This window comes from Nisaea sp. (assembly GCF_965216895.1).
GTDB lineage: Bacteria > Pseudomonadota > Alphaproteobacteria > Thalassobaculales > Thalassobaculaceae > Nisaea.
Window position 1 is genome coordinate 3826309 of record NZ_OZ244205.1, and the last position, 13824, is coordinate 3840132.

Sequence of the window (13824 nt, forward strand, 5' to 3'; positions counted from 1 at the left end):
ACGCGGCCTTTTCTTTTCCTTCAGGACCGTCGCCGGCCGTGTCAGTCAGCGTGTGAGGCCGCGATCTGGCGGAACCTCTCTTCGATCGAGAGGAACGCGTCGACGACATCGGGGTCGAACTGCGTGCCCCGGCCCTTGCGGATCTCCCCGACCGCGTCCTCGTGCGGCATCGCGGCCTTGTAGACCCGCTTCGAGATCATTGCGTCATAAGCGTCGGCAATCGACATCAGGCGGCCTGCGATGGGGATGTCCCCGCCGGCGAGACCCTGGGGATATCCCGATCCGTCCCACCGCTCGTGGTGGGTAAGGGCGATCTCGCGTGCGACCCGGAGGAAGCTTTTCTCCTTGCCGCCGCCGGCCACGGCCTCCGCCTTCGCCAGGGCGTCATGCCCAAGCGCGGCGTGCGACTTCATGATCTCGAACTCCTCCGGTGTCAGGCGCCCGGGTTTCAGGAGGACCGCGTCCGGGACGCCGACCTTTCCGATATCGTGCAGCGGCGCCGACCGGTGCATCAACTCGATCATGTCCGTCGTCAGGACGTCCTTGAAAGCGGGATGGTCGCGCAGTTCTTCCGCAAGGACCTTCACATAGTCCTGGGTGCGCCGGATGTGGTTTCCGGTTTCCGTGTCCCGTGTCTCCGCGAGCGAGGCGAGTGCGACAATCGTTGCGTCGCGGATTGCCCGGATATCGTCGGTGCGCTGGCGAACCTCGGCCTCGAGGTAGCTGTTCTGATCGCGCAACAGATCGGCCGCGCGTTTCAACTGGAGATGATTGTGGACCCGGGCCAGCACGATCGGCGGGCTGATCGGCTTGGAGATGTAATCCACCGCCCCGAGTTCCAGGCCCTGGTGCTCGTCCTCCTGATCGTTACGCGCGGTCAGGAAGACAACCGGGATATCGACTGTTTCGGGGGCGGACTTCAACCGGCGGCAGACTTCGTAGCCGTCCATTTCCGGCATCATAACGTCCAGCAGAATCAGGTCCGGTCGCGGATCCGACGCCGCGATCGCGAGCGCCCGCGCCCCGCTGTTCGCAATCTTCACCTTGTAGGTGTCCTTCAGGAGACCGTTCATGAGGGTGAGATTGTCCGGGGTGTCGTCGACCACGAGGATGGTTTTCCGGTTTTGGGTGTCGTTTGTCATGCGGCGCCGCCTTCCGAAGCGGTAAGCTGAGTGTCCGTGCAGAGCCTGTGCGCCCGTTCCAGATCGAAACTGTCGATGGCCTCGGCGAGTTCGGTGAATGTCGAGACGTCGAAGAACGGACGCAGGAGGCTTCTGTTGACCGTGAACAGTTCCTGCGCGTCGGCATTGTCGTCGCCGAGGAGCGAGGTCAACTCGTCGAGGACCGCGCGCCCCTCACCGGTCACGTCGCTTCCGGCAACGCCCCGCGAAACCGAGCCGCCGAGATCGGCCGAGGCCAGAGACCCGAGGACCGGGGCGAGGAGGGTCTCGAACCGGTCGAGCAGGGGAGCCAGTTCGGCACGGCCGGCGCGCGCGCGGATCGCCTGTTCGAGGTCTCCGGCGCATTCGGAGACGGACATGGCGCCGATATTCGCCGCGACGGATCTTGCGGAGTGCGCCTCGAGCTCCGCGGTCGCGTAATCCTCCGCGTCGAGGGCCTCCGTGATTCGCGCCGCGACGCTGGATTGTCCGTCGAGAAAACGCCGCAGCAACCCGAGATACTGCGTCCGGTCGCCCAGGACCCGTCCGAGGCCGGCGGCGACATCGATACTGTCATGCAGATGGAGCGCGGGGGCGGTGGAGAGCATTTCATCGCTCGGACGGATGTCTTCCGGAGCGGGCGTTTCGATCTCGAGGTGGGCCGCCAGGACCGCGCAAAGATTGTCCGGGTCGATCGGCTTGGCGACATGGTCGTCCATTCCCGCCTCGAGACAGCGTTCGCGGTCGCCGCTCAAGGCATTTGCCGTCATGGCAATGACCGGGAGCTCCAGGTCGGGATAGCGGCGGCGGATTTCCCGGGTCGCGGCGTAACCGTCCATGACAGGCATCTGCACATCCATCAGGACGGCGTCGAACCGCCGTTGTTCCAGACGGCTGAGCGCCTCCGCGCCGTTCTCCGCGACCTCCGTTTCCGCACCGAAGGAGCGCAACAGCCCGATCGCGACGTCCCGGTTCAGCGGATTGTCCTCCACGACCAGGATCCGTTGCTTTCCGAGGAAGGTCGTGGAGGGCTGTTCGGTCCCGCCCTGTCGCGAGATATCGAGCGCTTCGTCCTCCGGGCGGAGCACACGCAGGGCCGAGTTCAGCAGTTGCGAGGGGTTCAGGGGTTTGACGAGAACCTCGTCGATTTTGGCGTCGGCTGCGGCCTTCATCACGTCGTCCCGGCCGTAGGCCGTTGCGAGCACGAAGCCGGGAACCTCTCCCGACGGGCTTTCCGCGCGCATCCTCCGGATCGTCTCGATACCGTCCAGGCCCGGCATGCGCCAGTCCGCGAAGACGAGATCGTAGCGGCTCCCTTGCCGGATCCGGTCGATCGCCGCCTGCCCGTTGTCGACGCTGTCGACTTCGAAGGACATGGAGCGCAGCATTTCGCAGAGCGCCTGGTTCGCGGAGGCATTGTCCTCGATGACCAGCACGCGGCGTCCACGGAGGTCCGGATTCGAGCGGTGGTGGAGACCGGTGCAGTCTCCCAGCTCGAGCTCGAGGTCGAGCCAGAATGTACTGCCTTTGCCGGGTTCGCTTTCTAGACCGACCCGACCGCCCATCAGCTGGGCGAGGCGCTGCGAGATGGCCAGTCCGAGGCCAGTACCGCCGAACCTGCGGGTCGTCGACTCGTCGGCCTGCTGGAACGAGCGGAAGAGCTTCCGCTGTTGCTCCGGCGAAATTCCTATGCCGGTGTCGCGCACCAGAAACCTGAGGTGCGCGGTCTCCTCCGTCCGTTCCAACAGCTTGAGGGAAATGCAGACTTCCCCAGCCTCGGTGAACTTGACGGCATTGCTGGCGAAATTTATCAGGATCTGGCTGAGCCGAAGCGGGTCGCCGCGAAACTCCCTCGGAATGTCGGTCGGAATGTCGAAGATCAGCTCGATGTTCTTTTCCGCGCTTTGCTCTGAGACCACGGAGGAAATGCTCTCCAGGACTTCGTTGAGCTCGAAATTTGTTTCTTCCAGGACGAGTTCGCCCGCTTCGACCTTGGAGAAATCGAGAATGTCGTTGATGATTCTCAGCAGGTGCTTTCCGGACTGCTGAATCTTGCCGACATATCCCGCCTGGAGGCGGTCCAGACCGGTCTTTTGCAACAGGTGCGCCATCCCGATGATGGGATTGAGCGGGGTGCGGATCTCGTGGCTCATGTTCGCGAGAAACAGGGATTTGGCTTTGTTCGCGGCCTCGGCTTCCTCACGGGCCAGCACCAGTTCCTCGTGGTTCCGCTTGCGCTCGGTGATATCATGCAAGATTCCGATGAAGAGCGTGCGGCCTTCCAGCCGGGCTTCGCTGATCGCAAGTTCGAGCGGCACTGTCGAGCCGTCCTTGCGCAGCCCGGTGACTTCCCGGCCGATGCCGATGATTTTCTTTTGCCCCGTCCGCAGGTAATTGCCGATATAGGCGTCGTGCTTGTCGGCCTCTTCTCTCGGCATCATGGACGAGATGTTCCGGCCCAGCGCCTCGTCGGTCTGATAGCCGAAAACGCTTTCTGCTCCCGGCGACCAGTGCAGGATCGTTCCGTTCTCGTCGATGGTCACGATGGCGGCCTCGACGTTGTCCATGATGGCCTGCAGCCGGGCGTGATCGGCGCGGGCCTCCCGTTCCAGCAAGGTCCGCCGTTCGACCTCGTCCCTCAGCACGCTCGCGGTCTCGAACTGACGTCCGGCGAAGGCGGCGGCGAGGGTGGCGGCGCCGAAGCAGGTCACGAGAAGGGTGACGATGATCGCCATCGTGGTCGGGGCGAACGTGTCGACCGGGCCGAGTACGCTGACGATCGGAAAGAAGAGCGCTGCCTGCATCGCGGTGTAGTGCATCCCGGCGACGCTGCATCCCATGATGATCGCCGCCACAGGAACGGCGAAAGACCGGAGATGCTTGAAGTTTCTGAGCAGGAACAGAATGCTGAGAGATACGAAGGCCAGCACCACGGCGACGAGAACGGAAAGTGCGACCGTGGGAATGTCGTAGAGCAGCACCGCGTCCAGCCGCATGGCGGCCATGCCCGCGTAGTGCATCGCGCCGATGCCGCCGCCCTGCAGGACGGCACCGATCATCAGCCCTCCGACCGTGATCCGGTCGCCGCGGCTGATCACCAGAAGGGAGACCGCGCTGGCAAGCATGCCCGGAACCATCGACGCGAGAGTGATCAGCGGGTCGTAGCTGATGCCGCAGGGAAGCGAGAACGCCAGCATCCCGACGAAGTGCATGCCCCAGATACCTCCGCCCATGCAGCCGCCACCGGCGACGAGCCAGGCAACGCGCGCCCGTGTACTGCGAGCCGCCGCGATCCTGGGAGATGTCGAGAGCGCGACGACCGCGGCCAGAATCGCGATGAAGACGGACAGCGCGACGAGGCCCGGACTGTAGGTGCCCGTGTAAGCGCTCGACGGATCGAACAACTCGTGTGTCGGGGAAAAAAATCGGTCTAGGTAAGAATGCGTGGACACAGCGCAGTGATCTTTCCTGGGCGCGAAACGTGGGAAACAAGAAATGCGACGCCGGGACTTCGATGTCCCGGCGCATGGGATGGTAGCAACCAAAATCTAACAGAGGGTTAGTAAACCAGCACATAAAATGATGGAAATGGGAAAGGCGCCAATCCTGGGTCAATCGAGAGTCCGGACACGGACACAAGGGGTGCCACGATCCCGAGATGCGAGTCCGCGCGGACTCGCTCTCCGCGCATTTTGCCGCTGGCGCCGCACTTTTTGCCGTTGGCAAGGTCTCGCCCATCCGCTAGGCAGAAACCGAACATCATACTGGGGTGGGTGGAAGCATGACGGACCTTACGCGCGACGCGGTGCTGGGCTTTATCGGCGGCAGCGGGATCTACGAGATCGACGGGCTGACCGACACGCGCTGGGAGACCGTCGAGTCGCCGTTCGGCACGCCGTCGGATCAGCTCCTGTTCGGCGAGCTCGACGGGCAGAAGCTGGTGTTCCTGCCGCGTCACGGTCGGGGCCACAAGCTGAACCCGAGCGGCATCAACTACCGCGCCAATATCGACGCGATGAAGCGGGCGGGCGTCACCGACATCGTCTCGCTGAGCGCCGTCGGCTCGCTCAAGGAAGAATACGCGCCGGGTCATTTCGTACTGATCGACCAGTTCATCGATCGCACCTTCGCGCGCGAGAAGACCTTCTTCACCAACGGCTGCGCCGCCCATGTCTCCTTCAGCCATCCGGTCTCGGCGCGGATCCAGGCGGCGCTTGCGGCGGCCTGCGAGCAGCTCGGCCTGCCCTGCAGCGTCAACGGGACCTACATCTGCATGGAAGGTCCGCAGTTTTCGACCTATGCCGAGAGCATGCTCTACCGTTCCTGGGGCTGCGACGTGATCGGCATGACCAACATGCCGGAGGCCAAGCTCGCCCGCGAGGCGGAGATCCCCTATGCCACGGTCGCCATGGTCACCGACTATGACTGCTGGCATCCGGACCATGACAGCGTCACGGTCGAGCAGGTGATCAAGGTGCTCACCGGCAATGCCGAGAAGGCACGCAACCTGGTGCGCACCGTCGCGCCGATGCTGGCGAAACGTCCGGAGGTGGACGAGCAGGGCGGCGACAACGCCCTGCAGTTCGCGCTGATCACCCATCCCGAGGCGCGAGATCCGGCCCTGGTCGCCAAGCTCGACGCGGTCGCGGGACGGGTCCTGACGGGCTGATTGCGGGCCGGTACGTGCCGCGGGTGGTGCTCCCGACCGCGGCGGGCTAAGATAGCCGCGTCATGGCACGGACCTCTCATACATCCCCGTCTCGCCTCGGCGGGGTGGTGAATATCGGCACGGCACGGCTGGAGAACCTCTACCGCAAGGTCACGAAGGGGCAGCCGGAGAGCCCGCGTTCGCTCCATGTCAAAAGCATCCTCGCGATGCAGAACGGCCGCCATGCGGAGGCGGCCCAGCTGATCGGCATGGCGGCGGTGCTCGACCCGGCGGATGCCGATCATCAGCGCCAGCTCGGCATGACCTGCTTCGAGGCCGGCTGGCTGGAACCCGCCGCGACCGCGCTCAACCGCTCGATCTATCTGAAACCGGATGATCCGGATCCCTGGTTCACCCTCGGGCAGGTGTTCGACGCCGCCGGCAGCCGCGACCATGCCCGCACCTGCTACGAGCAGTGCCTCGCCCTCAATCCGCGCTTCCACGATGCCCGCATCGCGATGGCGGAGCAGGATCTGGGGTAAGTCCCTCTATCTCAACATTTCTGGGTGTCATCCCGGCCGCGGAGCCGGGATCTCTACGATCGAATGGCGGGGTGGTCGCCCGAGGATCCCGGATCCCGTCCGGGATGACGTTCGAGATTGAGAAAAGCTATCCCAGCCGTTGCCGGATCTCGTCGTGATGGACGAAGATCTCGCTCGCGCCGGCGGCGCGCAGCTGGTCCGGCAGGTCCGCATCGCCGCCGCTTTCCCCGACATAGCCCCAGGAGGTCATCCCGGCCCTGGTCGCCGCGGAAACGCCGGTGGTGCTGTCCTCTATGACGAGACAGTCCGCGGGAGCGGCGCCGAGCCGTTCTGCGGCGAGCAAAAACATGTCCGGCGCCGGTTTGCCCTGGGCGACATGGTCGAGCGAGACAAGGTGCGGGTCGAAATGCTTCAGCAGGCCGGTATGACGCAGTTTCCGTTCCAGCGATGTCGCGCCGCTGTTCGAGGCGACGGCCTTGGGGAGGGTCAGGGTGGTGAGCAGGGTGGCGATGCCCTCGGTCGGGGTCAGCGCGCGCCGGTACTCGGCCCAGGTGTCGTCCCGGACGTTGTCGAAACAGTTCGCCGGAAGTGCTGTGCCGTGCTTCTCCCGGTATTCTTCCTCGATCAGCGCAACGAACTGTGGCCAGGCCTTTCCCTTGAACCGGCGGCTGTAGGTCGTGGGGTCGTAATGCAGGCCGAGCGCCGCGAGATGCCGGATGTGGTAGGCGCGCAGGATCGACTCGGAATTGATGAGCACGCCGTCGCAGTCGAAGATGATGGCGGAGAACATGGGAGACCGGTGCAGCGGAAGGCGAGGGTTATGATGTAGGGGATTCCCAGTGCTCTGTCACCGGCGAGGGAACGACTTCATCGAACCATAATATCCGTCACCCCGGCGTCTGCCGGGGTGATGGAGCGGAAATGTCCTACAGCGAGACCGGCTTCACATTCTCCCGCATCCAGGCGGCGAGGCCGGTGAGATCCTGGTCGCGATGCGCCTGGCCGACGAGCTGGACGCCGACGGGCATGCCCGAGACAGCCATCAGAGGCAAGGTGATTGCGGGTACGCCAAGGGCCGAGGTCGCCGCGTTGAACGCGGGCAGGCCGGTCTGGTGCGTGATGCCCGGCTCGCCGACATTGCCGGAGCCGTCGAACGGCGGGGCGATGCCGGCCGAGGAAAGGGTGATGCAGCCATCCGCAAACGGAGCGAGGGCTTTGAACCGGGTCCGCATCCGCTCGCGCTGGTCGAGCGCGGTCCGGTAATCCGAGAGGCTCATGCCCTCCGCCAGGGAAAGGCGCTGCAGCAGACTGTCGCTCATCAGGCTGCGGTCCTTCTCGGCGAGGTTGCGCAGGGTCCAGCGCAGTTCCCAGCAGCAGATATCGCGGGCGAGCTTGAGACTCTCCGACATCGCCACCTCGCAGGCATCGATCGTCGGGCTGTCGGCCCGGGTCAGGATCTGGATCTCCTGCCGGCGCAGCTGCTCGAGGATTTTCTCGAAGGCGGCGCGGGTGGTGGCGTCCAGCGTCTCCCAGCCCTCGGTCTGCAGCAGGATGAGATGGGTCGGCTTTTTCGGTCCGGAGGGGCGTTCCTCGCCATAGAGGCCGGGATAGCCGGCATCGCCGCCGGCCGTCGCCGCGATCTGGTAGGCGACCGCCCACATGTCTTCGAGCGCGCCTGCATGGACGCCGATATGGCTCTGGCTGAGGCCGCCCGCCCGCTCGCCCCGATTCAGCGCGCCGAGCGTCGGCTTGATCGCGTAATTGCCGCAGAAGCTCGCAGGGCGGATCACCGAACCGACGACCTGAGAGCCGATGGTGGCGGGTACCATGCCCGCGCCGATCGCGGCGGCCGAGCCGCTGGAGGAGCCGCCGGGCGTGCGCTCGGGATCAAACGGGTTGCGAGTCGGTCCGGGGTGCGAGAAGCCGAGCTCCGTCGTGACCGTCTTGCCGAGAATAACCGCGCCGGACATGCGCAGTCCGTAGACATGCGCGCTGTCCGCGTCGGTCCGGTTGCCCTTGAAGAGCGGGCTGCCCATCTCTGTCGGCATATCCTTCGTCATGAAGAGATCCTTGATGCCGATCGGCATGCCGTCGATGGGGGAAAGCTGTTTGCCGGCCTTGTAGCGCGCACTCGCCTCGTCGGCGGCCTTGCGGGCGCCCTCGCGGTTGATCGTGACCCAGGCCTGGACCTCCGGCTCCCGCTTCTCGATTACTTCGAGGCAGCGCTCCAGATAGGCGCGTGGGCTGTCGCTTCCGTCCCGGAAGGCCGGGACCGCGTCGTGGAAGGTGAGCAGTTTCTGGCTGGCCGGATCATAGTTGCCGTCGGTCTCGGCCGGCTGGCGGTTGGCAACGCTCATGCTTATGTTTCCCCCTGTCGTTCTTATCGTTGGGTTCCCTTAGATTACTTAGGTGCGCATGGACCTCCTGACCACTTTGATCGCACTTGCCGCGGCGGCCCTGGTCTTCGCGTTCGCGCGCATGCAGGACCGCAAGGAACGGCTTCCAGGGAATGTTACCCTGATCCCCTATACGATGATCCAGATTTTCGCCGTCGTCACCTGCCTCGTGCTCGCGGCGCATTTGGTGACGCTGTTCTCGGGGGTGCCGTTCAATGGCCGGTTCGCTGGGTAGAACCGGATTGCAGGCGGATGGCTGGCCGCCGTCGGGCCTTATACGCTGCCCGATGCTGCCTGTTGTTCCGGCTCCAGATAACCGAGTTCCGACAGCACCGGCTCCGCGGCTTTGATCGCGGCGGCCCGTTCCGACTCCGTCAGCTCCTCGCGCCAGCCGCCGACGACGCCCTGGCGGTAGTGCGAGCGGGCATCCGCCTCGCCGCGTCTGCGGCCGCCGGAAAGGCTCTCGAAGCTTGTTGTCTCGACCGCCGCCGCGACCAGGTCCGGATCGTCCGGGGCACCGATGAAGCGGAACAGTCTTGCCGCGGTGTTTTCCGGATCCGCGTGCAGATCCTCGTAGCGCACTTCCATGAAGGCATGGCCCTCGGCAAGCTTGCGCGCCTCCAGGATGCGGTTGCGCCACTGCTCGCAATAGGAGGGGATATAGTCCTCGCGGGAGATGTGCCCGGCCAGTTTCTTATTGAAGCGGATATAGCCTGACACCGCCCCGTCGCGCGGATCGCGGATCACATGGATGACGCGGGCCTCCGGATAGATCTGCCAGAGACGGCGGAGGCTGGTAATGTTGTCCGGCGTCTTCTCGCCGACCGTGACGAGGCGTTCGGCATCCTTGTTCCCGAGATTGGCGCCGGCGAGGGAGGCGAAGGAAGCCTTGAAGACGGGGCCCATATGAACGCCCCGCAGCCCGCTGACGCCCGGCCCCCAGGTGTCGACCAGATCGTGGCGACGCTGGCTGTAGCCCTTCAGCATCTCGTAGAGGTTCGGGATCAGGTCCTCGAAGAAGCGCGACTCGCCCATGCAGAGCACGTTCGGGTGCGCGTTCAGCAATTGCTGCGTCCAGGTCGTGCCGGAGCGCGGCATGCCGCCGACAAAGAAGACCGGCAGTTCCAGCAGCCGCGCATGTATTGCGTCGAACGGATCGGGCATTCGGACGTCCTCGAAGGCGGCGGATCCGGCCGCATTCCGGCGCGGGTCCGCTCACGGTTGATTCGCGGGCCGCAATCTAGACCAGCTTAGCGTCCGCGGAAAACCGGCTTTCGCTTTTCCATGAAGGCGGTCCGTCCCTCGACGTAATCCTCGCTCTCCATGCATTTCAGCACCAGCGCGTCGCAGGCCGCCGCGTCCTGGTCCTCTTCCGGCTTCTCCAGCTCGATCAGCGCCCGTTTCGCGGTGTGAATGGCGAGCGGCGCGTTCTCGGAGATGCGGGCGAGCAGGTCCTCGACATGGGCGTCGAGCTCGGCTTCCGGCAGGGCCCGGTTGACCAGTCCCATCATCACCGCCTCGGCGGCGGTGAACTGGCGGGCCGTGTAGAAGATCTCGGCGGCGAAGGCCGGACCGACGAGGGTGCGCAGACGGCGGATGCCGTCCATCGCATAGCCGATTCCGAGCTTGGCCGCCGGCACCGAGAAGCGCGATTTCTCCGAGCAGACCCGAATGTCGCACTCGATCGCGACGGCGAGGCCGCCGCCGATGCAGAATCCGTTGATGCGCGCGATGGTCGGCTTCTCAAGCGACCGCATGACCTGCTGGAAGCGGGCGACGGCACGGTCGTAGGTCTCCACCGCCTCCCGGCTCGCCCGCTCGTCGCCGAACTTGGAGATGTCCGCGCCGGCGACGAAGGCCTCGCTGCCCGCTCCGGTCAGGAGGATGGCGCGGACATTGTCATCCCGCCCGAAGGCCTCCAGCAGTTCGGCGCCGTGGGTCCACATCTCCAGCGACATGGCGTTGTGGCGGGCCGGGTTGTTGAAGATCAGGCGGGCGATGCCGTTCTTGAACTCGGTCAGGATCGGTTGCGGGGCACTTGCGGGCATGGCTCTTCTTTCGGTTCGGCTCAGATGACCTGCTTGTCGCGCAGGGCCTGGATCTCCTCGGCGCTCATGCCGAGTTCGCCCAGGATCTCGTCGGTGTGCTCGCCGTAGGCGGGCGGCGCGGCGACGAACTTGCTCGGCGTGCGGGAGAGGGTGATCGGCTGGGCGACAAGGTCGATATCGCCGAGTTCCTTCGAATGCACACTCTGCTGCATGCCGAGATGCTTGACCTGAGGGTCGGCGAAGGTCTGGTCGATATTGTAGATCGGCCCGGCAGGGACGCCTTCCGTGTTGAAGAGGTCGACCCAGTGCTTGGTCGTCTCGGTCTGGATGACGTCCTGAATGATGGCGTTCAGCGTGTCCCGGTTCTCCGAGCGGGCGGGCCCGGTGTTAAAGTCCGGGTTCTCCGGCAGGTCGGGGCGTCCGATCGCCTCGCAGAACCGGGTCCAGATCTTCTCGCCGGAGACCGCGATGTTCATGTAGCCGTCGCTGGTCTTGAAGACGCCGGTCGGGATGCTGGTCGGATGGTTGTTGCCGGCCTGTTTCGCGACCTCGCCGCTCATGGTCCAGCGCGAGGCCTGGAAGTCGAGCATGAAGATCTGCGCCTGCAGGAGAGAAGTGTGCACCCACTGCCCCTTGCCGGACGCCTCGCGCTCCAGCAGCGCCAGCATGATGCCCTGGGAGGCGAAGATGCCGGCGGTCAGGTCCGCGACCGGAATGCCGACCCGCATCGGACCCTCGCCCGGGGCGCCGGTGATCGACATCAGTCCGCCCATCCCCTGGGCGATCTGGTCGAAGCCGGGCCGCTTGGCATAGGGGCCGTCCTGGCCGAAGCCGGAGATCGAGGCATAGACGAGCCCTGGGTTATCCTTCGCCAGGGTCTCGTAGTCGATGCCGAGGCGCTGTTTCACGTCGGGGCGGAAATTCTCCACGATGACGTCCGCGGTCCTTGCCATCTTCTTCAGGATGGCGAGACCTTCGGGATCCTTCAGATTCAGCGTCATCGCCCGCTTGTTGCGGTGCAGGTTCTGGAAGTCGGAGCCCTCGCGCGCGCCGCCGAGCTGGTTCCCGGCCTCCATCGCCTCGGGCAGTTCGATCTTTATGACGTTGGCCCCCCAGTCGGCGAGCTGGCGCACGCAGGTCGGACCGGAACGGACCCGCGTCAGGTCCAGGACCGTGAAGCGGGAGAGGGCGTCGGAAGCGTGAATCGCGGGCAATGTACTTCTCCCCTGAAGATGGTTTTTTATATCTGAACCATGCGCCGGCGAAAGGAAACGGCCATTGGCGACGGTTTTTCGTGATTGGCCGGAAAAAATACACTCACAGACCTCGAAATCGCCATGTCCGGTTCCTATATTTTTCATATACCGGCAGTTACCGGTAAACCGACTTGGCGGACGTTCCGTCAAGAACTGGTCCCCTTCTCCGGCTCTCTTGAAGAGTCGGGACCTTGAAAAGCGGCGCCGCATTCCCCCCTCCCCCAGACCGGCGCCGCTTTCTTTGCCCGAAATCCGGATTTCGCACGCGGCGCCCTGACGCGTTGAGGCGCGCCGCAACCTCCCCTATTGTGAGCCCACCCCTGCGGGTGGCCAGGGGGCGAGGACGTTGCTTTCATGGAAACTTTCGACGATCACCGCTTCGAGGGGAGTGCCCTGCGCTGCCGCAGGGGCGGGCGCCTGGTCTTTGACCGGCTCGATTTCACCCTGGCCGCAGGCGGTGCGCTGATCCTCCGCGGGCCGAACGGGAGCGGCAAGTCCAGCCTGCTCCGCGTCATGGCGTCGCTCGTGCGGACGGAGGCGGGGAGCATGACCTGGGACGGTGCATCCGTTCACGACGATCCGGCAGGGCATATCGGGCGTCTGCACTATGTCGGCCATGCCGATGCCGCCAAACCGGCCATGTCGGCAGAGGAGCTTCTCACATTCTGGCGCGAGTTGCGCGGTGGAACGGGCCTTTCTGTCGGTGCGGCGCTGGACCGGTTCGGGATCGCCCACAGAGCCGATTTTCCGGCACGTTATCTCTCTTCCGGACAGAAACGCCGTCTCGCGCTCGCCCGCCTGCTGGTCGGCGAGGCGCCGCTCTGGATCCTCGACGAACCGACGGTAGGCCTCGATTCGGACGGTGTCGCGGCCCTCGAACAGGCGATTTCCGCACATCGCGCACGCGGGGGCATGGTTGTCGCCGCGACACATATCCGCTTCGAGACCGGTGACGGGGTGGCGGAACTCGATCTCTCCGCCTTTGCCCCCGTGCCGGCGGATCCGGATGCGGCCGGCGACTTGTTCGGCACCGCGGTATGAGGATGTCATGAACGCGTTTCTCGCCATCGTCCGCCGCGATCTCTCGCTCGCCCTACGGCAGGGCAGCGACGCCGCCATGGCGCTGATGTTCTTCGTCATCGTCGTCACCCTGTTTCCGCTTGGCGTCGGGCCGGAGCCCGGCGTTCTGGAGCGGATTTCCGCCGGCATCGTCTGGGTCGCGGCCCTGCTGGCCGCGATGCTCTCGCTCGATCGGATGTTTCAGTCGGACTATGACGACGGCACGCTTGAGCTCATGCTGCTGGCACCGGCGCCGCTGGAGCTCCTGGTGCTCGGCAAGTGCCTGGCGCACTGGCTGACCACGGGGTTGCCGATGCTGCTGATCGCGCCGCTGCTCGGGCTCTTCATGAACATGCAGGCCGACGCCTACCCGGTACTGCTCGCCACCATGGCGCTGGGCACGCCGGTGCTCAGCCTGCTGGGCGGGATCGGCGCCGCCCTCGTGCTCGGCGCACGGCGGGCAGGAGCGCTGGTCGCGCTGCTGGTGCTGCCGCTCACCATCCCTCTGCTGATCTTCGGGGTCTCGGCGATCGAGGCCGCGGTGACGGGGCATTCCTCCAAGGCCCAGTTGCTGATCATCGGGGCGATGCTGCTCGCCACCCTGCCGCTCGCGCCCTGGGCGACGGCGGCGGCCTTGCGACAGGCTGTGAGTTGAGTTTTCGCGCCGGTTGGTGTTCAACGGACGGAACGGTCGGACAAGGCCGGCAACGGGAGA

12 protein-coding genes are annotated in these 13824 nt (G+C 65.1%); 5 read left to right on the forward strand and 7 right to left on the reverse strand.

Annotation, left to right across the window (positions count from 1 at the left end):
- Positions 1 to 41: 41 nt before the first annotated feature.
- Both ACOOE1_RS18240 and ACOOE1_RS18245 read right to left on the reverse strand, forming a co-directional pair.
- Positions 42 to 1142 (reverse strand): HD-GYP domain-containing protein, encoded by a 1101-nt coding sequence (locus ACOOE1_RS18240; protein WP_420403631.1) that lies wholly within the window; start codon positions 1140 to 1142, stop codon positions 42 to 44.
- Positions 1139 to 4564 carry a response regulator gene (locus ACOOE1_RS18245; RefSeq protein ID WP_420403632.1) on the reverse strand — a complete coding sequence of 1142 codons (3426 nt, stop codon included), beginning with the start codon at positions 4562 to 4564 and terminating at the stop codon, positions 1139 to 1141. Before ACOOE1_RS18245 ends, ACOOE1_RS18240 begins: the two co-directional genes overlap by 4 nt.
- Before the next feature lie 377 nt (positions 4565 to 4941).
- Here ACOOE1_RS18245 and ACOOE1_RS18250 point away from each other — a divergent pair, with 377 nt between their 5' ends.
- Both ACOOE1_RS18250 and ACOOE1_RS18255 read left to right on the forward strand, forming a co-directional pair.
- Positions 4942 to 5829, forward strand: coding sequence for an S-methyl-5'-thioadenosine phosphorylase (locus ACOOE1_RS18250; protein WP_420403633.1), 888 nt, complete (start codon positions 4942 to 4944; stop codon positions 5827 to 5829).
- A 62-nt stretch (positions 5830 to 5891) separates the two neighbouring features.
- Positions 5892 to 6350 carry a tetratricopeptide repeat protein gene (locus tag ACOOE1_RS18255; RefSeq protein ID WP_420403634.1) on the forward strand — a complete coding sequence of 153 codons (459 nt, stop codon included), beginning with the start codon at positions 5892 to 5894 and terminating at the stop codon, positions 6348 to 6350.
- 127 nt (positions 6351 to 6477) lie between these two features.
- On the opposite strand, the gene ACOOE1_RS18260 is transcribed toward ACOOE1_RS18255, so the two are convergent.
- Positions 6478 to 7140 carry an HAD family hydrolase gene (locus ACOOE1_RS18260; protein WP_420403635.1) on the reverse strand — a complete coding sequence of 221 codons (663 nt, stop codon included), beginning with the start codon at positions 7138 to 7140 and terminating at the stop codon, positions 6478 to 6480.
- Positions 7141 to 7276: 136 nt separating this feature from the next.
- A complete protein-coding gene (locus tag ACOOE1_RS18265; RefSeq protein WP_420403636.1) occupies positions 7277 to 8707 on the reverse strand; it encodes an amidase in 1431 nt (476 codons plus the stop codon).
- Positions 8708 to 8765: 58 nt separating this feature from the next.
- Between ACOOE1_RS18265 and ACOOE1_RS18270 the strand changes: the two genes are divergently transcribed.
- On the forward strand, positions 8766 to 8981 hold the full coding sequence (locus tag ACOOE1_RS18270; RefSeq protein WP_420403637.1) for a hypothetical protein: 216 nt from the start codon (positions 8766 to 8768) through the stop codon (positions 8979 to 8981).
- Between the two features lie 38 nt (positions 8982 to 9019).
- On the opposite strand, the gene ACOOE1_RS18275 is transcribed toward ACOOE1_RS18270, so the two are convergent.
- The 3 genes from ACOOE1_RS18275 to ACOOE1_RS18285 all read right to left on the reverse strand — a co-directional run bounded on the left by ACOOE1_RS18275 (position 9020) and on the right by ACOOE1_RS18285 (position 12008).
- On the reverse strand, positions 9020 to 9910 hold the full coding sequence (locus ACOOE1_RS18275) for a sulfotransferase family protein (protein WP_420403638.1): 891 nt from the start codon (positions 9908 to 9910) through the stop codon (positions 9020 to 9022).
- An 86-nt stretch (positions 9911 to 9996) separates the two neighbouring features.
- Positions 9997 to 10794 (reverse strand): enoyl-CoA hydratase, encoded by a 798-nt coding sequence (locus tag ACOOE1_RS18280; RefSeq protein WP_420403639.1) that lies wholly within the window; start codon positions 10792 to 10794, stop codon positions 9997 to 9999.
- Between the two features lie 20 nt (positions 10795 to 10814).
- A complete protein-coding gene (locus ACOOE1_RS18285) occupies positions 10815 to 12008 on the reverse strand; it encodes a CaiB/BaiF CoA transferase family protein (RefSeq protein ID WP_420403640.1) in 1194 nt (397 codons plus the stop codon).
- A 396-nt stretch (positions 12009 to 12404) separates the two neighbouring features.
- On the opposite strand from ACOOE1_RS18285, the gene ccmA reads away from it, so the two are divergent.
- Both ccmA and ccmB read left to right on the forward strand, forming a co-directional pair.
- Positions 12405 to 13091 carry a heme ABC exporter ATP-binding protein CcmA gene (ccmA, locus tag ACOOE1_RS18290; RefSeq protein ID WP_420403641.1) on the forward strand — a complete coding sequence of 229 codons (687 nt, stop codon included), beginning with the start codon at positions 12405 to 12407 and terminating at the stop codon, positions 13089 to 13091.
- A gap of 7 nt (positions 13092 to 13098) precedes the next feature.
- Positions 13099 to 13764 carry a heme exporter protein CcmB gene (gene ccmB / locus ACOOE1_RS18295; RefSeq protein ID WP_420403642.1) on the forward strand — a complete coding sequence of 222 codons (666 nt, stop codon included), beginning with the start codon at positions 13099 to 13101 and terminating at the stop codon, positions 13762 to 13764.
- Positions 13765 to 13824: the final 60 nt, after the last annotated feature.

Coding starts and splice junctions, on each gene's coding strand:
- ACOOE1_RS18240 (WP_420403631.1), bottom strand. CDS start 1,142: ATGACAAACGACACCCAAAACCGGAAAACCATCCTCGTGGTCGACGAC.
- ACOOE1_RS18250 (WP_420403633.1), top strand. CDS start 4,942: ATGACGGACCTTACGCGCGACGCGGTGCTGGGCTTTATCGGCGGCAGC.
- ACOOE1_RS18255 (WP_420403634.1), top strand. CDS start 5,892: ATGGCACGGACCTCTCATACATCCCCGTCTCGCCTCGGCGGGGTGGTG.
- ACOOE1_RS18260 (WP_420403635.1), bottom strand. CDS start 7,140: ATGTTCTCCGCCATCATCTTCGACTGCGACGGCGTGCTCATCAATTCC.
- ACOOE1_RS18265 (WP_420403636.1), bottom strand. CDS start 8,707: ATGAGCGTTGCCAACCGCCAGCCGGCCGAGACCGACGGCAACTATGAT.
- ACOOE1_RS18270 (WP_420403637.1), top strand. CDS start 8,766: ATGGACCTCCTGACCACTTTGATCGCACTTGCCGCGGCGGCCCTGGTC.
- ACOOE1_RS18275 (WP_420403638.1), bottom strand. CDS start 9,910: ATGCCCGATCCGTTCGACGCAATACATGCGCGGCTGCTGGAACTGCCG.
- ACOOE1_RS18280 (WP_420403639.1), bottom strand. CDS start 10,794: ATGCCCGCAAGTGCCCCGCAACCGATCCTGACCGAGTTCAAGAACGGC.
- ccmA (WP_420403641.1), top strand. CDS start 12,405: ATGGAAACTTTCGACGATCACCGCTTCGAGGGGAGTGCCCTGCGCTGC.
- ccmB (WP_420403642.1), top strand. CDS start 13,099: ATGAACGCGTTTCTCGCCATCGTCCGCCGCGATCTCTCGCTCGCCCTA.